Source organism: Candidatus Hydrogenedentota bacterium, assembly GCA_019637335.1.
Lineage (GTDB): Bacteria > Hydrogenedentota > Hydrogenedentia > Hydrogenedentales > JAEUWI01 > JAEUWI01.
Genome location: JAHBVV010000005.1, coordinates 1 through 19,085 on the forward strand (window position 1 = coordinate 1; position 19,085 = coordinate 19,085).

12 protein-coding genes and 1 pseudogene are annotated in these 19,085 nt (G+C 66.1%); 10 read left to right on the plus strand and 3 right to left on the minus strand.

The genetic code is table 11. The annotated features are described in order from the left end of the window. From KF886_08050 to KF886_08060, 3 genes are all read left to right on the plus strand, one after another. A partial coding sequence (locus tag KF886_08050; GenBank protein ID MBX3177296.1) for a hypothetical protein occupies positions 1 to 699 on the plus strand: 699 nt, incomplete at its 5' end. A gap of 18 nt (positions 700 to 717) precedes the next feature. Then, positions 718 to 1,725, plus strand: coding sequence for a hypothetical protein (locus KF886_08055; protein MBX3177297.1), 1,008 nt, complete (start codon positions 718 to 720; stop codon positions 1,723 to 1,725). Positions 1,726 to 1,770: 45 nt separating this feature from the next. Continuing rightward, the gene (locus KF886_08060; GenBank protein MBX3177298.1) at positions 1,771 to 2,253 is read left to right on the plus strand and encodes a hypothetical protein; all 483 of its coding nucleotides are present in this window, start codon (positions 1,771 to 1,773) and stop codon (positions 2,251 to 2,253) included. Positions 2,254 to 3,294: 1,041 nt separating this feature from the next. Here KF886_08060 and KF886_08065 read toward each other — a convergent pair. Next, a pseudogene (locus KF886_08065) lies at positions 3,295 to 3,381 on the minus strand (DUF2497 domain-containing protein). Positions 3,382 to 5,578: 2,197 nt separating this feature from the next. Between KF886_08065 and KF886_08070 the strand changes: the two are divergent. From KF886_08070 to KF886_08085, 4 genes are read left to right on the plus strand one after another with little or no spacing between them, the layout of a single operon-like run. After that, positions 5,579 to 6,880, plus strand: a complete 1,302-nt coding sequence (locus KF886_08070) for a 3-deoxy-D-manno-octulosonic acid transferase (GenBank protein ID MBX3177299.1) — start codon at positions 5,579 to 5,581, stop codon at positions 6,878 to 6,880. 4 nt (positions 6,881 to 6,884) lie between these two features. Next, on the plus strand, positions 6,885 to 7,871 hold the full coding sequence (locus KF886_08075; protein MBX3177300.1) for a sugar ABC transporter permease: 987 nt from the start codon (positions 6,885 to 6,887) through the stop codon (positions 7,869 to 7,871). Next, a complete protein-coding gene (locus KF886_08080; GenBank protein ID MBX3177301.1) occupies positions 7,868 to 8,677 on the plus strand; it encodes a carbohydrate ABC transporter permease in 810 nt (269 codons plus the stop codon). Before KF886_08075 ends, KF886_08080 begins: the two co-directional genes overlap by 4 nt. A 6-nt stretch (positions 8,678 to 8,683) precedes the next feature. Then, positions 8,684 to 9,997, plus strand: coding sequence for an extracellular solute-binding protein (locus KF886_08085; protein MBX3177302.1), 1,314 nt, complete (start codon positions 8,684 to 8,686; stop codon positions 9,995 to 9,997). A gap of 67 nt (positions 9,998 to 10,064) precedes the next feature. Here KF886_08085 and KF886_08090 read toward each other — a convergent pair whose 3' ends face one another. After that, positions 10,065 to 10,286 (minus strand): hypothetical protein, encoded by a 222-nt coding sequence (locus KF886_08090; GenBank protein MBX3177303.1) that lies wholly within the window; start codon positions 10,284 to 10,286, stop codon positions 10,065 to 10,067. 201 nt (positions 10,287 to 10,487) lie between these two features. Between KF886_08090 and cysC the strand changes: the two genes are divergently transcribed. Then, positions 10,488 to 11,099, plus strand: coding sequence for an adenylyl-sulfate kinase (cysC, locus tag KF886_08095; protein MBX3177304.1), 612 nt, complete (start codon positions 10,488 to 10,490; stop codon positions 11,097 to 11,099). A gap of 655 nt (positions 11,100 to 11,754) precedes the next feature. Here cysC and KF886_08100 read toward each other — a convergent pair. Continuing rightward, positions 11,755 to 14,382: a hypothetical protein gene (locus KF886_08100; protein ID MBX3177305.1), complete on the minus strand. Its 2,628-nt coding sequence runs from the start codon at positions 14,380 to 14,382 to the stop codon at positions 11,755 to 11,757. Between the two features lie 219 nt (positions 14,383 to 14,601). On the opposite strand from KF886_08100, the gene KF886_08105 reads away from it, so the two are divergent. Continuing rightward, positions 14,602 to 16,806, plus strand: coding sequence for a serine/threonine protein kinase (locus KF886_08105; protein ID MBX3177306.1), 2,205 nt, complete (start codon positions 14,602 to 14,604; stop codon positions 16,804 to 16,806). Then, entirely contained in the window at positions 16,806 to 19,079 is a 2,274-nt protein-coding gene (locus KF886_08110; GenBank protein ID MBX3177307.1) for a hypothetical protein, read from the plus strand. The genes KF886_08105 and KF886_08110 overlap by 1 nt, the downstream gene beginning before the upstream one ends. Positions 19,080 to 19,085 lie beyond the last annotated feature (6 nt).

The window sequence follows — 19,085 nt, forward strand, 5'->3', positions numbered from 1 at the left end:
GGCGGCCCGGGAATCGGCGGTGGCGGCCTGGGCGGCCCGGGAATCGGCGGTGGCGGCCAGCAGGCCGATCAACCCTCGGTCGCGGGCGAGAGCGTTTATAGTACGGGTTTTCCCGGCGTTACGGCGCAAAACATGGGCGGGCGTGGCCTCGGTGGCCCGGGCGGCATCTTTGGCGGCTATGACGACGAAGATGAAGACTATGGCATGGGCGGGGGGCTGGGCGGCGGCATGGGAATGCCTGGAGCGCGGGCCCAGCAGCAGGAGCTTCCACAACCCAATGGATTGCGCGTAATCGGTTTTGCCGAATCCGTAAGCGGAATACAGCGCTTCGTGGAGACGCTTCGGGCGAGCGAACGCACCGTGACGGGAGGCCCGACGATCTCGGTCAAGAAAGTGCACTTCAGCGAAGCGAGCGTGTTGAAGGTGCCGCGTCAGGTTCTGATGCAGGCTCCGGTCACCAGCATGCGCACGGCGCTTGGCCGGGGAAACATGGGCGCAAGCCCGATCGAAGAGCAAAACGTCTATGCGTTTGAGGTCAACGTCGAATTCGATGGCCCGTATTACCAGTCACTGCCGGAAAACCCGGTGGTCCCGGGCATGGGTCGGGGAGCGGGCGGGGCGTCGATGGGGCCCGCGTTCGACGCGGATGATGACGATGATGGCGGGCGCGGTCGTGGTGGCCGTGGCCGTGGCCGCTGAGAAAGGTAGCTCACGAATATGAATAGAGATCGCATCATCTACTTCGTGGTACTGCTCTCGGTGTTTGCCGCGTGTTTTGCCGTGTACCAGTTTTACTTTAAGGCGAAGCTGGAAAAGTACGCGCAGGACAAGCAGTTGCTGGAGAATCTGAACAGCACTTATTCCAGCCTGAGCGGCGCCTTCCGGGGAGAGGACCCCGATACGGTGATCGCGCAGTATCGCAGCGTCGTCCAGTCGTGGCGTGATGCGATCGACGCGCGCGTGGGCTATTTCAACGACGCGGAATGGCGCGACTACCAGAATCCGCCGGAGGACGTCTTTATCCTTCAGTACTGGTACGGCGAGCGTACCCGCGAGATGACGGCGGCGCTCTGGGAGAAGGCGCAGGGGAAGTACGGCGCCGAAGTCTACCAGCGCTTCCCGGCGGACATTCAGGGGATGCTTGGCGTGCCGTATGCGGAGCAGTGGCAGGGATACGACATCCAGCGCAGCCACGTCACCAGTAATCTGGAACGTCTCAGCTACGGCATTTCGGTGCTGGATTTGCTGCTGGACAGCAACGCGCAGGCGATCCGGCAGGTGGCCATGTACGACCCGCAACCATCGCGAACCATCGGCGCCGACGTGGTTTACCACCGGCTTGGCGTGTCTTTCGTAATTGAGGTGAAGGACTTCGTGGGCATGATCGAGAAGTTCCGCGCGGCCGACCGTTACTTCAACATCGAGGGAATGAAGGTTACGCACCCGTATATCGCCGTTCGGTACGAGCCCCGCCTGGAGGTGGAAATGTTTATCGTTCGGACCAAGCCGAAAGAATCATTCCTTGCGGGCACGGTGGCGGCGGGCGGGCCGGCCTCCAACGTACAGCAGGCCTTCAGCGCCTTTTCCGCCGGTGGGGGCGCGCCGCTCCAGAATCCGTTCCGCCTCCAGGGCGACGACGATGAGGAATATGTCCGCGAGCCAGAGCCCACGGGTGTCGCGCGAGCGTGGCGCTGGTTCAAGCGGACCGTGCTGTTTACAAACTGACGACCGGGCGCGGACAGCGCCGGCGTTCGGAAAGAAGTGGAAGCAATGGATAAGCTGCAAAAATTCTTCAAAGCCATCTGGCGGTACAAGGAACGAATTGTCTTTGTCGTGCTGCTGGGCGTGCTGGGGTACCGCGTGTACCAGCTGTTTAACCCGCAGGAGCCGGTTTCCGCGGCAAGCCCGCCCACAGGCGCGCCGGAGCCGCCCCAGATAGCACCCAACGCGCCATCGCCGGATCCGCCGGGTCAGTATTACAACATGATACACCGCAGCCCGTTTTCCTATTACTCGGACGCGGAGGTCGATCCGAACCGCGTTCGCCCCGAGGATCTAGGTCTCCAGTTGCTCGACATCAAGCCGGTCGGCGGGAAGTTGCGCGCCCGGGTCAAAACGGAATCGGCGCGGAAATGGTACGACGAGGGGGAGAGTTTCGAGGAGTTTATCCTGGAGTCCATTGACGCCGAAGACCGGTCCGCCGTGGTTTACGTGGAACGGCTCGGCCAGTCGGTGACGCTCCGGTTGCCTTGATAATTGACTTGGTCGCAGTTTGCACCTTTGGAACGCATTTCGGTATAGTGCTGAGAACAAGCGGAAGGAAGACACGGTAATGAAAAACGGCTACAAGCGCGCCAACGCATGGGGTTGGTTGGTGGCTCCCATGGCGCTCGTCCTGCCCTTGGTGGCGCATGGGGACCAGCGAAGCCACGCGACTCGCGATGAGAACAAGCCCGTTCGGATGGTACTGGCCCAGGCGGCCACGGCCACGCCGGCGGAAGAGGCCTTTCAGCGGGGAGTCGCCTTCTACAAGGAGGAGCGTTTCCGCGAGGCGCAGACGGAATTCAACCGCGCGCTTGCCCTGAATCCGGCCTACGCCGAAGCGCGGGAATTCCTGGAAAAGAGCAACAGCCGGCTCATGCTCGAATCCATCGGAGACGCGCCCGTCGCCGCGACGTCATTCGAGACCTATGATCCGGAAGCCATCAGCGCGAGCGAGACGCCGTCGCTCTCCCCGGAGGAATTGAAGCGAATCAGGGTTCGCGAGCACCTGAAATACGCGAAGCTGTACCTCGAACAGCAACTTTTCGCGCAGGCGGTGGAAATCTACAGCCACGTTCTTCAGCTCGACCCACAGAACAAAGAGGCCAAGGAAGGCCTGCACCAGGCATCGCTCGGCCGCAGTTCGGAGGCGATGCAGGACGAACTGCGCAACGTTGATCTGGACCGTGACAAGATCCGTCGCTATGTGGAGGAGTCCAAGCAGCTTCCGGAAGGCGCCGACGCCAAGGGAATCAAACAATACGTATTCCGCGTTCCCGAAATCGAAGAGGATTTCAAGGAAGAGCGCCAGATATCCGAGATTGAGCTCAAACTCCGTTCCGCCGTCAATATCGAATTCGAAGATATTCACATCAAAGACGTCATGGAGTTCATCCAGGACAGCTTCGACATTAACGTGGTCATCGACAAGCGCGCCGTGGATCCCGAAGTCGACAGAACTCAGGCCGCAACGGCCCTCCCGGGCGGCGGCGCCTTTGGCGGTCCCGGCGGCGCCTTTGGCGGTCCCGGCGGTTTTGGCGGCGGCGGTTTTGGCGGCGGCGGCTTTGGCGGCGGTGGCTTTGGCGGCGGCGGCGGCGGAGTGGGAATCGGCGGCGGTGGGCCGCGCGGGCGTTTTGATACAGACGATGACGAGCCCGGCTTTGCCTTCGGGCCGGGTTTTGGCGCTGGCGCGGGCGGCTTCAACCAGGCCGGCAGCCAGTTCAACCTGCAAAATCTGGACGAGTTTTACGGATCCCGTAGTAACGGGATGATCCCCTACATCAACCTGAAGAACACACAGTTGGGCGAAGCGCTGAAGGCGCTGTTGCGCCCCCTCGGCCTCGCCTACAAGATCGAGCCCGGCTTCCTCTTTGTAAGCAAGCCCATAATCCTTCAGCGCGAGTCCTTCGAGGACATGGATACACGGTACTACGAATTGCGTAATGCTGGCGCCGAGACGCTCTTCAAGATCGTGCTTCGCAATCGCTTTGCGGTCAGCCCGCTTGGCGGCGGCGGCGGCGGCGGCTTCGGCGGCCAGGGCGGCGGCGGTTTTGGCGGTGGTCAGGGTGGCTTCGGTGGCGGCTCAGGCGGCTTCGGCGGCGGCGGCTTTGGCGGCGGCGGCTTTGGTGGTGGTACAGGCGGTTTTGGCGGAGGCTCGGGCGGTTTTGGCGGCGGCTCGGGCGGTTTTGGCGGCGGCGGCTTTGGTGGCGGCGGTTTTGGCGGTGGCACAGGCGGTTTTGGCGGAGGCTCGGGCGGTTTTGGCGGCGGCGGCTTTGGTGGCGGTGGCTTTGGTGGCCAGGGCGGCGGCGGCTTTGGCGGTGGCGGCTTTGGCGGCCAGGGCGGCGGCGGCTTCGGCGGCCAGGGCGGCGGAGGCTTCGGCGGCGGTGGCGGCGGTGGCAGCGATGTCACGGCAACCAGCAATATCTCCGAATTGTTCTCAACGATTGACGACGCGATGGTGGGTGAAATTCCGGCGACGCAGTTCATCGTCGGACTGGAGGGAGGCGGCACCGGCACCGGCGGCGGACTGAACCAGCGGGGCGGTCTCGCTGGCGCGCAGGGCGACGACGGCGGCGCGGGCCTCGGCGGTACCGGCGGCACGCAGCAGCTCAGCGGCGAGTCGCCGATACTCGAGCTCCTCCAGCGCCTGATCCCCGATGTGTATGCGCCGTCCTCCGAAGAGCGGTTGTCGGACATGATCTACAATCCGTCCAACAACATGCTTATCGTTACCAATACGCCGTCGAATCTGGACCGCTTTGAGGAACAGCTCGCCCAGCTCGACGTCACCCCGAAACAGGTGAGCATCGAGGCGAAATTCCTGACCATCCGCGTGGATGATATGGACAAGGTCGGGTTCCAGTGGGACATCAGCTCCGAGAGCAACCGCGGCACGCGCTTGCCCACCGGCCTGGAAAACCAGACCTACGAGTATGACATCAATGGCGACAACGTGTTGGAGACCATCCCGATCACGGAGCGCCCGGACGGCTCGAACGCCTTCAGCAACCGCTTCCGCGAGAGTGTCGTCGGAGCCGTGGTGAATCCGGGTCCCGGATCCTCGACCTTTAACCTCGTCCACTCCATTCTCGACAATGGCAGCGGCGACAGCCTCTCCGTTACCTTCGACTACCTCAACAGCCTGGAGGAATCCGAGCTGTTGAGCGCCCCGCGGGTCACCACGATGAACCGCAAGCCGGCCGTAATCGTCGACTACACGACGGAGTGGTTCCTGGTGAACGTTGACACCATCGTCGTGCCGGGTAACCCGGGCGGCGGTCTGGGCGGCGTAACGCAGCCCATCGTGGCGACGAATCCGGTGCCGGCGCCGTTCAACTTCGGTATCGGCCTCTCGGTGACGCCGCAGATTCGCGACAACGACCAGGTGCGCCTCTGGCTCAACCCCGAAGTGCGCACGCGCATCGGCGAAAAGACGTTCCGCACGACGAACACCATCGGCGAGACGGAGTCGGTGAACACCATCACGCTTCCGACGACGTCGTGGCAGGCGGTGTGGACCAACGTGATCGTGCATGACGGCGACACGCTGGTGCTGGGCGGCCTCGTTCAGGATCAGTCGATCAAGAACAACCAGAAGCTGCCGTACATTTCGGACCTGCCGGTCATCGGCTTCCTCTTCCGCGGCAAGTCGCGCGAGGTGACCCAGTCGAGCCTGCTCATCTTTGTCACCCCGGATATCATCGACTCCACGGGCGCGCGGTTCTTCGACATCGCGTCCGCCCGCTAAACGGCGTCGAGCGAAAGCAACATTCGCGGGCGGTCCAGCGAGTCTGGGCCGCCCGCGTTTTGCATGTTCATGAGATTCCTGATCTATAGCCTGACCCTGGCGCTTCTGGCGCCGGCAACCCGCTGGTGGCTGCGCCGCGACGCACGGCGCCGATCCCTGGCCGATCGCTTCGACCCCGGCTTTCCCGAACTGCCGGAGCGCCCGATCTGCCTGCACGCGTGCAGCCTGGGCGAGGTGAACGCGGCCCGCACCCTGGTCGAAGGACTTATCCAAGCCTATCCCCACGCGCCAATCATGGTCACCACCTCCACATGCGCGGGGCGCGCGCGCGCGGAGGAGCTCTACGGTGCGGATCGCGTTGCCTGGTTCCCGTTCGACACCCGCCGCGCGGTCTCTCGTTTCCTCGACCGCGCCAACCCCCGTATACTCCTGCTCTTCGAGACCGAGCTCTGGCCCAACGTACTGTCCGGCTGCCGCGCCCGGGGTATTCCCGCCGTCCTGGTGAACGGGCGCCTCAGCGACCGCCACGAGCGGCGCTACCGGTGGCTGGCCTGGTGGTATCGCGCCATGGTTCGGGACCTGTCCGCCGCCTGCATGCAGACCGAGCGGCACGCCGAGCGCATTATGGCGCTGGGCGCTCCCCGCGAACGCGTCCACATCGCGGGCAACCTCAAATTCGACGCCGTACGGACAAGCACGGAGCCTCGCGCCCGCCACCAGCTGCGGGCGGCCTGTGGAATGAAGCCCGGCGCGCCCGTATTGGTGTTTGGCAGCACGCGCCCGGGCGACGAGGCCCTCGCGTCGGCCTGCTGGGCCACGCTCCGCGAGGAATGCCCGGAACTCCGGCTCGTCGTCGCGCCGCGCCACGTCAATCGCGCGGAAGAGGCGATCGCCCCGTTCAGCGAGCCGGTCATTCGGCGCTCCGCCATGCGGGTGGGGGGCAGGAGCCGGGGTGAGCGGGTAATTCTGCTCGATACGCTCGGCGAGCTGAGCGACTTCTACGCTATCGCCAGCGTCGCGGTTATTGGCGGTAGTTTCTACCCCGGCGTAAACGGGCACAATCCGCTGGAGCCCGCCGCGCTCGGTGTTCCCGTCGTGTTCGGCCCGTACATGGCCAATTTCGCGGATTCCGCGCCCGTGCTCGTGGCCCGGGGCGGCGCCCGCCAGGTCGCCTGTCCCGAGGACCTCTACCTCGCGTTGAGCGAACTCCTGGGCAACGCCGCCGAGCGGCGGCAGATGGGTACGCGCGCGCGGCGCGCCGTGCTCGAGAATCAGGGGGCCACGGAAAGAACGGTCGCCCTGTTGGCATCCTGGATTTATCCCGGGGAACGCGGCCGGAGCAGCGGGCACACCCCCGCCGCGGAGCGGTAGCGCCATGCGGGTACTGGACGCCGCGTTCGCCTGGATCGACGACCGCCTGTCGCGCGGGGGGCGTCCGGAGCGCGATGGCTGGCGGGCCGCCGGGGTATTGCTCGCGCCGGCGCTGGCCATCATCGGGGTCTTCGGCCTGCTACCCGTAATTTACGCGATCTACCTCAGCCTCCACGATGGCCAGTATACTCGGGGCGCTTTCGCGGGCCTGGCCAACTATCGTGAGGCGTTGGGGCGCCCCGCATTCTGGAACAGCGTCCGCGTCACCGGATGGTACATCTTCGGGACCGTACCGGCCACGATTGTCATCGCATTTTTTCTCGCACGGCTTCTGATGCATATCACCCGTGCACGCGCGCTGTTCCGGACGATCTACTTCCTGCCCTACATCACCTCGGCCTATGCCGCCGCACTGGTCTGGCGCGCCATGCTTCACCCCCAGGGCGGCTTCGCCAACGCGCTGCTCGGTTGGCTCGGGCTTCCCGCGCAGCAGTGGTTCCTCGAGCCCCGCGGGGTGCTCCACCTGGTGAGCGGGGGAGTGCTGCCGCCGGACATGGGGCCCAGCCTCGCGCTCTGCTGCGTTATCGCCTTCGACATCTGGCACGGCCTCGGTTTCGCGGTCGTCATTCTGCTCGCGGGCCTCTCCGCCGTGCCGCGCGAACTCGAAGAGGCAGCCCGGGTCGATGGCGCCGGCCCCCTGCGCGTCCTGTGGCACGTGACCCTGCCCGTGATCAGCCCCTCGATCTATTTTCTCTTCATTCTCGGCACAATAAAATCCCTCCAGGCCTTCAATTCGTTCTATGCGATGACACAGAGCGGGGGAAACACACTGGGAACCACCGAGAACCTCGTGCTCTATCTTTTCGCCCAGTTCTACGAAAACGGGCGCTGGGGCTACGGTTCCGCCATCGCCGTGTTGCTGCTGGCCGCCATCATCGGGCTCACACTGCTTCAGGCCGTGCTGGCGCGCCGATGGGTGCACTACGCATGAAACGCGCCCTGCCATACATCCTCCTCGCCCTCGGGGCCGCCATCATGGGCTATCCGTTCCTGTGGATGCTGGGGACCGCCTTCAAGACCTTCCCGGAGTCCCTGGCCACGCCCTCCTCGCCCTTTCCGAAAACGTTGCAATGGGGCAATTTCGCCGAAGCGTTCCGCGCGGCCCCGTTCGGCCGCTATTTCCTGAACTCGCTCATCACGAGCACCCTTTCCGGCGCGGCGGTGGCCGTCACGTCGCTCCTCGCGGGCTACGCCTTCGCGCGCATTGCGTTTCGCGGGCGCACAATCCTCTTCGGGCTACTGCTCGCGACGATGATGGTTCCCTTCGAAGTGACCTTCATCCCCAATTTCGCCACCATCACCTGGCTCGGCTGGTACAACACCTACGCGGCGCTCATCGTGCCCTGGTGCGCCAACGTATTCGGCATCTTCCTCGTCCGGCAGGCCTTCCTGGCGATACCACCGGACCTCTACGACGCCGCGACCATCGATGGCTGCGGGCACCTGCGCTTCCTGCGGCACGCCGGCGCGCCCCTCGTGCGCCCCGCGCTGGCCGCCGTCTTTCTCTTTTCCTTCCTCGGCAGTTACAATGCCCTCCTGTGGCCGCTCATCGTCACCGGCGACACCTCCATGCGCGTCGTGCAGGTGGGCCTGGCCGCGTTCCTCCTCGATGCCGGGGTGCGCCTGAATCTGCTCATGTGCGCATCCTCGATAGTGATTGTGCCGGGCATTCTTCTGTACCTGGCGACCCAGCGCCACTTCGGCGAGAGCAATCTCGGCGCGGGATTGAAAGGCTAGAACCCGTTGAAACGCACCGCAAGCACCCCTTTGATCCTCCTGGCGGCGCTCGCCACACTCGCGGCCGCGGGCTGCGCCCAGAAACCGTCCGGAGACGCGCCCTTCGCGCCGATAGACGAGGCGCGGGCCGTGTTCTGGGACCGCCAGACCACCGAGACCGGCGCGCTTATGGAGAAAATTGCGAACCGCTTCAATGAAAGCAACCCGCCGCTGCCCCTGAAGATCGAAACCACCGGCAACTACGGCGACATCTTCCAGAAGGTCATGGCCAGCATTCGCGCGGGACGCCTGCCCGCCATGGCGGTGTCGTATGAAAGCATGACCGCGCAATATGCCGCGTCCGGCGCCGCGCTCCCACTCGATCCACTGATCGAGGCGCCCGGGACCGGCTTGACGCCGGAGGATCTCGCGGATTTCTTTCCCGCCGTGCTCGAGAGCAACCGCTTCTCGGAAGAGGGGGGCGCCATGCTCTCCTTCCCGCTCACCAAGAGTGTGCTCATGCTCTACGCCAACCATCGGGTGCTGCGCGAAGCGGGCATCGAGCGTCCCCCGGGAACCTGGGACGAATTCCTCGGCCAAAGCCGGGCCATCAAGGAAAAAACCGGCAAGCACGCCTGGGCCGTTGCGGTGGACTGCTCCACCATCAGCGCCATGATCTTCAGTCGCGGCGGAGAGGTGCTGGTCGGCGGCGTTCCCCAATACGATCAGCCGGCATCGCTCCAGACCTTCGAGTTGCTGGAGACCCTCGTGAAGGAAGATCTGGTCTACACCATCCCCGCGCGGACCTTCGAGGACGAGGCGGCCTTTGCGGCGGACCGCATCGCCTTCACGCTTCGCACGAGCGCCGGCAGCGCCAACATGGCTATCGCGATGGGCGGGAAGAACGCGGAGTGGTCGCTTAACCCGATCCCGCAGTCCGATCCCGCGCGCCCGGCCACGGTGCTTTTTGGGCCCAATGTGACCTTGTTTGACGTGGGCGCCGATCAGGCCGCCAGCGCCTGGGGCTTCACCCGCTACTTCACCTCGCCCGAGGTGATGGCCGAGTGGTGCCTCGCCACGGGATATGTCCCCATTCGCCGGTCCGTGGCGCGGGATCCGCGGCTCGTGGCCTATTTCGAGGAATGGCCCTCAAACCGCGCCCCCTTCGACAGCCTGGCGTTTGCCCGAACCGAGCCCAACGTGCGCGGGTGGCAGGCGATTCGAAAACAGGTCGAGCAGGCCCAGGCCGCCGTCATGTCCGGGCTTCAAGGCGGCCGCGAGGCCGCGCTGGCGCTCCAGCAGGCCGCTGTGGAAGAACTCGCGCGCGGCGCGGGCCAATAAGAAAAGCGGGCCCAGAACCCCGGGGTCCGGCGCCCGCCATTGGAATCTGATTCGCATTCCGCGCGCGCTATATGCGCCCGTCGTGCTCCTCCGCAAAGTCTTCCAGCGCCTCCTGAATCATGCGCTTGTGATCCGTTTCGTACAGCTCACGGTCCGCCTTGCGCCGGAAGTTCTTGCGCTGTTCGTGGTCGAAGGGAAAAGCCTGCGCGCTGCGCCGGTTGCTCTTGCGCCGGTCGGGCTGCCAGTTTCCGAATTCGTCCTTGTAATAGCCTGCTCGGTGTTCGGTCATGTCGCTCTCTAACCTTTGTTTCGTGACGATCGCACGCGCTGTATCATTCGCGCAAGTATAGAGTTAGCGCGGATCGCCAATCAATTCCATCGTATCGGGTCGCGCCCGTTGCCCTTCCCTTGTTACACTACCAATCTTACCCCATTTACCCGGGATTGCAACCCGGGCGGCCAGAATCAGCCACAGGAGCCCGCGTCCCGCATGCAGCCAGAATCGAAGTCCAGCAATATCACCTGGCACGACGCCGCGATCACCGCCGATGACCGCGCCGCGCTCCACGGGCACCAGCCGGCCCTGCTCTGGTTCACCGGCCTTTCCGGATCGGGCAAGTCCACGCTGGCCAACGCCGTCGCGCGCGCCCTCCACGATCGCGGCGTCCATACCTACGTCCTCGACGGCGACAACGTGCGCCACGGCCTCAACCGCGACCTCACCTTCTCCGCCGGGGACCGCGTGGAGAACATCCGCCGCATCGGCGAGGTGGCGAAGCTCTTTGTCGACGCGGGTCTGGTGGTAATGACCGCGTTCATCTCCCCCTACCGCGATGATCGTGCGCGCGCGCGAGAGATCGTGGGCGATCGTTTCATCGAGGTGCACGTCGACGCCGACCTGGCCACGTGCGAGCAACGCGACCCCAAAGGGCTTTACAAGAAAGCCCGCGCCGGCGAGATTGGCGATTTCACCGGCATCTCCGCGCCCTACGAAGCCCCCGAGAATCCCGAGCTGCGCGTCGACACGTCGGCGATGCCGCTCGAAGACTGCGTGGCGGAAGTCGTGGCGTACCTCGAAGCGCGCGGAGCCTTGCGTCCGTAACCCAGGCCGTATGGCAGCATTGGGTAAGTCCCGCGCCGCAAAGGATCGCGGACATTCCGCGGCAAAACAAGCCACAAGACCAGAAGCGCCTTTCCCCCTTCGCTCTACCCGCTTCACGCTTCACTCTTCCCCCTTCACCACCCGGAACTCGTTCCCACGGTCCACCGTGGGGATGCATACCGTTCCGCTCAGCGGAACAATCCCCACACAAGAATCCGTAAACCCTTTCCGCAAAAAGTAGGATAGCCGTCCCGGCTGTCCACCGCGCCGAAGGCGTAAAGGATCGCGGACATTCGTGTCCGCGGCAGTTTGAACCCCAATCCTCGCGAAAGCCCGGCGCCGGAGCGAAGGCCATGCATTGTATGAATCATGGGCGGGGTGCGGCCAACATTCCAGCGTTTGCGCGCTCGTCGATAGCCAAAGCTTCCTCTGCCGCGGAATGTCCGCGATCCTGTGCGCCTTGCTGCGCGGGCGGCTTTGCCGCCGGGGACAGCCGGGACGGCTATCCTACATTTGCGCCTTGCGGCGCTGAACACAGGCGGGACGCCTGTGCCACTTTCTTTTTGCGGTGGCTTTGGTGGGGCGATGTGCTCCCGTCTGATTTGCGCTTCCTCTGCCGCGGACAAGAATGTCCACGATCCGCTATCCGGCGCCATCATTCCTTCTTCAACAGCCACGCCTCCGAGCAGATCGTGCCCCAGCCGCCGGAGTTGCGCCATTGCTCGACGGTGACGCGGTCGCCGCGGGCGACGTCGGGGGCGCGTTCGAAGTGGATGGTCAGCTTGCCGTCTCGGGTGGCTTCGGCGGGGATGTCGAAGGTGAAAAAATCGCTCATCTGCGGGGGTAGTTCGATATTGTCGGCGATCTTCACGCCATCCGCGAAAATGCTCTGCGACTTCTGGTTCATGCGCATGGCGTAGCGCTCCTGGTACCACGGGCGCACGAGCGTAAACCGGATCTGATAAGCCGCGGCGGGGTCGAGATCGCGGTATTCGAGTGTGACGCCCTGGTCCTCGTCCTGCGTGAAGTGCATCGAGCGCTGGCTGGGGCGGTTGCCTTCATCCAGCATCCCGTGGACGTAGGGTTGGCCGTGATCGTAGGGGTAGCCGGCCATCACGTTCGGCGCGGGGTTCGCCGTGCCCAGGTTGTCGTAGTGCCCGCCGGGGCCCGGGTCCTCGTAGGCGGTGATCATGCGCAGGAGATCCGCGCGTTCCTCGCCTTCGGCGGCGTGCGCGCGTTCCAGCTGTCGCTTCAGCCAGCCGAGCCCGATGAAGTCGTGGTCGAGCGTGAAGAGGCCGTCGTTCCGCACGCCGTAGAGCTCGTTGCTTTCCGCGCCGAGGCGTTCCGCTTCCTCGCGCAGCGCGCGCATTTCGAGCGTCTCGCCCAGGCCGCTGAACCACCCCAGCGCTTCCGGGATGGCCACGTCCTCGCCGCCGGACGCCAGGGCGTCGGCGATGTGCGCTTCGATGCGCGACTGGAGCGCGACCTGTTGCCGCGCGTTCATCTGGGTGTAGCGGTCCAACGCGCCCTTCTGCATATACTCGCGCCATAGCCAGTTGTTTTTCATCCAGTGCGCGGGCATTTTCTCGCCGGCGGCCTTCACGCGCTCGTAATATTCACCGACGCTCGCCTTCTCCGGCAGGGGCTCGCCGGGAATCTCCTCCATGTTGCGTTCAAGGAGGTAGAGGGCTGCGGCCATGTCCTCCGCGGCTTCCGGCCCGAACCACGTGCGGCAGTATTCCCCCACCACCTCGTCGACCGTCAGTCGCGGATCAACCAGCAGGCGCATCCACATCCACTGGTTGAAATGGTCGTGATGGCCGCTGGAATGTGTAATGTCTCCGACGCCGTAGGGCATGAGGTCGTGGAACACGCGGTAATAAAAGCGCGGCCAGGCGTAGAAGGAGAGGCGGTTGTAGACCATGGTGAGGAACTGGTCGGGCCGGCGCTCGTAGATCTCGTGGCTCCAGTGCGGCGGCAGGTCGCCGTTTCGATCGGCGCGCGGATACATCTGGATGTAGGCGTGCTGCGCGTACTTCCAGTGCGTGATCTCATTGTAATAGACCAGCGCGTGTCGCTTCGGCATCTGGTGCAGGATTTCCTTCGGATACAGCCCGTAGGGGCCGTAGCCCGGATAGCGGAAGAGGTCCATGCGGTGCGTCTGGCGGTGGCCCGGCTGCCACGAGGCCGCATCCGAACCCGGGCCATAGCCCCACGCCCACAGCCAGTCCCGCGGCGCCTCGTTCAGGTAATCGAAGACGGCGTTGTCGTCCGCGTTCTGAAACTTCTGGTTGGTGAAGTAAATGCGCGTGTCCGGATGGTGTTGGTGGATGCGTTTCGCCATTTCCTCCACGGTCTGGATGAAAATCAGCCCATACGGGTGGCACAGGTCGCACTCGCAACCGCCGCCGTCCCCGCCGTGGAACTTGATGAAGTCGTAGGCCGGCGCGTTCTTAAACTCGTTCTCGCACTTCTCGATCATGTAGGCGCGCGCCTCGGGCACGGAGAGGCAAACGTAGCCCGTGCGCCCGATGGACTCCTTCGCTTCCCACTCGGGCTTGTCGGAAGGCAGGCCCGTGTTCGCTCCGAAGCCGCCCAGCGCCATCAGGTCGAAGGACTTCAGGAAGTCGTACATCGGCCCCGGGCCGCAGTCGAAGACGTTGGCGCCCGCAAGCGCGTAATCGAGAATGGCGCGGTGCAGCTCCGCCTCGGTCCAGTCGCGCACCTGCGCCACGCTCTTCGCGATGTGACTCTGGCCCACCTGCGTACCCCGGACCTCGAAGGCCGGCGCCGTGCGCACGTGCAAATCATCTGGGAACGTAACGCTTCCCGCGTCAAACGTGGCCTGGCGGAGCAGTTCGCCGGCGGCGTAAAGACAGCCCCGCCGATCGATGCCCGCCGCCAGGATCGCCGGCCCGCCCGCGGTCTCGACCGTGCGGACGAGATAGCCCTCCGGCCCCGGCGCCAGATCGGTCAACGGGGGAATGCGGTACTGCTCGAACAGCGCCGCAATGCTCTTGTGGTGCGCCGGGATGCCGAGCAGGATGCGGGGGGCGCCCGTCGGCCGCGCGGTTTCGGGACGCACGACCACCTTGACGCCCGTTCGCTCGCTCAGCCGATCCGCCAGCAGGCGCGCCACGTTCATCTCAACGGGCGTGGAGGTCTCTCCCACGACGATGTCGAAGCTGGTGGCCGTCAGGGCCGGGGCGGATGGGGCGAAGGCGGCCAGGGCGCAGGCGGCGAGGGCCAGCAGCGCGCAATGCGGGCGGCGGTAGCGGCGCATGGGTCGGGTACTTTCCGGGGGTTGGTTGAAACGGGGCATATTCCGGGAACCATTGTAGCGCGCGCGCCGATTGAATAAAAGCCCGGAAATCTCGAATCCTTTGCCGGCGCCTCATCGATCCCGCATGTGGGAAGTGCGCTCGTCCGCTTGCGGCGCACCCGCGGCCTCGGTTATCGTGGGGGGGCGATGGCACGCCATGGGCGCGTGGGGATGGGTCGTTTGAACGAATGGGCAAGCGAAGAGGCCCGCCGGATCGGGAAGTACGCGATCCTGCGCGAGTTGGGACGGGGGGGCATGGGGGTCGTGTATCTGGCGCGCGACACGGATCTGGATCGCGAGGTCGCCCTGAAAATGGTGCAGCCGTCCCTGGCGCGGGACGAGCGCAGCCTGGCGCGCTTCAAGAAGGAGGCGCGCGCGGTCGCGGCCCTGAGCCATCCAAACATCGTGCACATCAACGCCCTCACGGAAATCGACGAGTTGCTCCTGATCGAGATGCCGTTTCTGCCGGGTGGATCGCTGCGGGATACGGGCGCCGCGCGCCCCTCGCCGGCGATAGTCGCGCACGTGCTCGACCGCATGCTGGATGCGCTTGGCCGCTGCCACGAGCGCGGGATCATCCACCGCGACGTGAAGCCGAGCAACATTCTTTTCGACGCCGATGGCGTTCCCAAACTCACGGACTTTGGCGCGGTGGCCCTTATGGAAAGCGAATGGGCGCAGGCCCGCGGCGAACGTACGCTGACCATGACTTTTTCGGGCACGCCGCAGTACTGTTGCCCGGAGGCGTGGGACGGCCAACCCCCGACGCCCAGATGGGATCTGTACGCGCTGGGCATGGTCGCGCGGGACATGCTGTCGGCCCAGGGTATTCGCCCGGTGACGACCCCGCTCGCGCATATCCGGCAGCTGCTCGAATCCGAAGAGCCGCCCATCCGCGAGCTGGTCCCCGATCTCTCCGAGGCATTCGCGGAGTTGGTGGACCGGCTGACGTCCCGCGACCCCGACCGTCGCCCCGCCAGCGCGGGCGAAGCGCTCGCGCAACTGCGCGATACCCCGGAGTTTGTGGTTTCCGCGAGCGCGGATGCGCACACGATCAACCTGCCCGGCCCCATGCGTGGCCTGACTTCGGAACCGTCCTCCATAATGACGCGCGGTTGGCGCCGGATCCGGCGTCCGTTGCGCCGTGCGGCCCCGTGGCTGGCCGTGCTGCTGGTTGCGGTGTTCTGGGCCGTCGAATACGCGACGCGCGCGCCCGTAATGCCCCCGGACGCGGAGTCGGCTCAAACCGGCCGCGCCGCGCGGGCGCCGAGCCAGCGCGAAACCTTTGAGACGGCGGCCCCGGCGGCCTCGGCGATTCCACTGCTGCGCCACGATTCGGTTCTGGGGCGCTCGGGCCTGTATACGCTCCGCACGGCCCGCCAGCCCGCCAGCGACGCCCATTTCGTGTTCCGGCGCCAGCCCGGCGATGATCGGCTGGTCGCCCTGGGCCTGCTCGGCGGCCAGATCCACTATCTGGAGCTGGAGCCGCCCGCCGCCCCCGGCGGCGCGTATACCATGACGGGCTTTTCGGGCGATTACACCCCGGCCTCCGCACCCCTGATCCAACTTTCCCGTATTCGCGGCGAGGCGGAATGGGACGGGAATTTTGACGCCCCGATGTGGCTCGCGCTGCGCTCGGAAAGCGAAATTTACCCCGAGTCCTGGAGCGACGCCGTACTTGCGGTCCCATACGCCGGCCCGATGACGGACACGGCGGTGGTGATGGACTGGGAGGCCCACCCGACCGCGCTGCCGTTCTTCCTGCGCGAAATCGTGCCGCGCCACCCGCGCGCGCTCACGCTGGAGAGCGTGCCGCTGCCGTCCATCGCCGGCGCGCGCCTGGTCGCGGATGCCGGTGGCGACGCCCGGGACCTGTCCGGCGCGGAATCGCTGGCGGCGGCCGCGGATCGGTTTACGGCGGTGCTGCCGGGGCGTCCCCACGCGCGCGGGAGCTGGCTGGCCGCCGATCACGATGGGGCGCGGGCGCGCTTCGTGATTGCGGTTCCAGATGCCGATCGCGCCCTGATCGCGGTTGACCTGTGCATTCTGCCGCGCTACCACGCCCCGCGCGAGGACTCGCCTTTTTTTCATGTCTATCGGGGCGAATCCGGCTGGCGCGCGGAACGGATCCAGGCGGGCGAGCGCGCGCCGATCGATCGCGGGTGGTCCGCCGCCACGGCGATCGTCTCGGACGGCCACCTGGCCACCATCGAGTTCGATCTAACGGCGCTGGGTCTGGAGGCGCCGCCGCTGCCCCAGACATGGATCCGCGTGAACGCCTCGGCCGAACAGGAAGCGCGGGGGGGCGATGCCGGCGTACATATCTGGGGCTGGCCCGAGGTTGAGGCGGCCTGGCGCGGAGCCCTTGTGGAGCTGCGGCGCTGATGCGCCCGCATCCGGCAGTCCGCGTTGCCCGGGCCCTGGTGGCCGCCGCGCTGCTGGCGTGCGGCGCCGCCGAAGCCGCCCCGCCGCGCCCCCGGCTGGAGCCAGACACCGGTTCCCGGCCTTCGTTTCTTACGGTAGCGGGCGATCACCTCTTCTTCATCGCGGACGACGGCTTCGCCGGACCACAAATCTGGGCGCTGGACGAACACGGCGCGGCCCGCCGCCAGAGCCTCTTCCGGCCGCAGCCCGGTGGCGCGCCACCCGGCGAGCCCAGAGCGGCGGGCGGGGACGTAATCTTTACCGCGCCCGATGGCGGGGGGCTGTACCAGACGCGCGTCGGCCGGGGGCCCGCCGTGGCCCGGGCCTTCGCGCCGCCCGACACAAGGATCACCACCGCCGCCTCCTGGAACGGGCACGTGTACTTTGGCGTGAGCGGGTCGGGCAGCCTCGGCGAGTTGTGGTATGCCGGCGCTCCCGGCGAACAGGCCCGCCGGTGGCGCGGGCCCGGCGAAGGGCAAGACGCGCTGACGCCGTCGCTCGCCCGGCTCTTCTCGCTGCCCTCCGGCGTCGTGTATTCACACTTCGGGCGGGAACTCGATCTCAGCCGGAACGAATACCGCCTGCTCACCGCTCCCGACCAACCCGCCCGCCGGTTGGGCGCCCCCGGAGAGCCCATCGAGGGCGTCCACGACATGTTTGCGACCGGCGAGGATCCGGTGTGGTATTTCGCGTCGAACATGGGGCTCTGGCGCGCGAATCTCGATACCGGGGAGGCCATCCAACTGATCGATACGCAGGCCGGGCCGGTGCGGCGGGTGGGCGTGCCGGTCCTTTCGGGAGGCCGCCTGTTCTTTCAGGGCCACACCGCGGAAACCGGCGCCGAGCTGTGGACCTCCGATGGCGCGCCCGAGGGCACGCGACTGGTCAAGGACATCGCCCCCGGCGTATCGGATGGCGGGGCCTACTACCTCGCGCCATTGCGCGGCGGCGTGTGTTTCGTGGCCAAGGACAACGCCCACGGCGGCGAACTGTGGTTTTCGGATGGGACGGAAGCGGGCACGCGCCTGGTGCGCGACCTGATACCCGGGCCGCGCAGCGCGGAGCCCTACCAGCTCACGGCCTGGAATGGCCACGTGTATTTTTCCTGCTACAACGACACCTACGGCGAGGAACTGTGGCGGACCGACGGCACGGAGGAGGGTACGGAACTTGCCGCCGAGATCAACCCCGGCCCCGGCAGCAGCGAGCCGTACTATATCACCGTGTTTCAGGACGCGCTGTACTTCTCCGCAACCGATGGGGTCAACGGTTTCGAAATCTGGCGATCCCGGGGAACGCCGGAAACGACCGAGCAGGTGACCCGAATTCGCCCGCCGGCCTCGCTGGTCCGTTCGTCATCTCCCAGGGAATTGACCGCACTGGGCGACGTGGTGTACTTCACCGCCGTCCTGCCGGATCGCGGGCGCGTGCTGTGCGCGAGCGATGGATCGGCGGAGGGCACGGGCCCGGTGGCCTATCCGGAGGGAGACGGCGCGCCGCTGAATCCGCGCGGGCTCGAAATTCACGACGGCGCGCTCTACCACCAGACCGGTCCCGAGGAAGCGCCGCAATGGTGGCGGATCGGCGCCGCGGGTGGCATGCCGGAAGCCGCCGCGCAGGGGCCGGCGCCGACCCCCGAGACGCTGCCCGGCGCGGAGGCCGCGGGGCTGCGAGTCGTTCCCGGAAGCCCGGTCGCCTTCGCCGGCGGCTATGTCTGCGCGGCGTACACCCCGGAGCACGGCATCGAGCCGTGGCGCCACGATCCGGAAACGGGACGCTTCGACCTGATGGGCGACGTGTTCGCCGGGCCGGCCAGTTCGGCCCCCGCCAATTTCACGGTGTCCGGCGAGAGTGTGTATTTCACCGCCAACACGCCCCACGGCGGGACCGAGCTTTTCAGGAGTGGCGCGGCGCCGGGATCGGTGGAGCAGGTGTGGGATCTGCATCCCACTCCCATCAGCAGTATGCCGGACCGCCTCCACGCCGATGCCAATGGGGTGTCGGCCCTGATTCGATCGCATCCCGAGGGGTACCTTCCCCAGGGCGCCGGGCGCGGCGAACAGGCGCCCCACTGGCTCGCCCCCTATGTCCAGCCCGGCGAGTTCGCGGTTACGTCGAACGCGGAGTTTTTCGTGTGCGATACGCCCGACACCGGCGCGGAGCTCTGGCTCAGCACCGAAGGCCACGCCAGCGCCTGGCTCGTGCGGGATCTTTACCCCAACGTGACGCCCTGAGGCGGC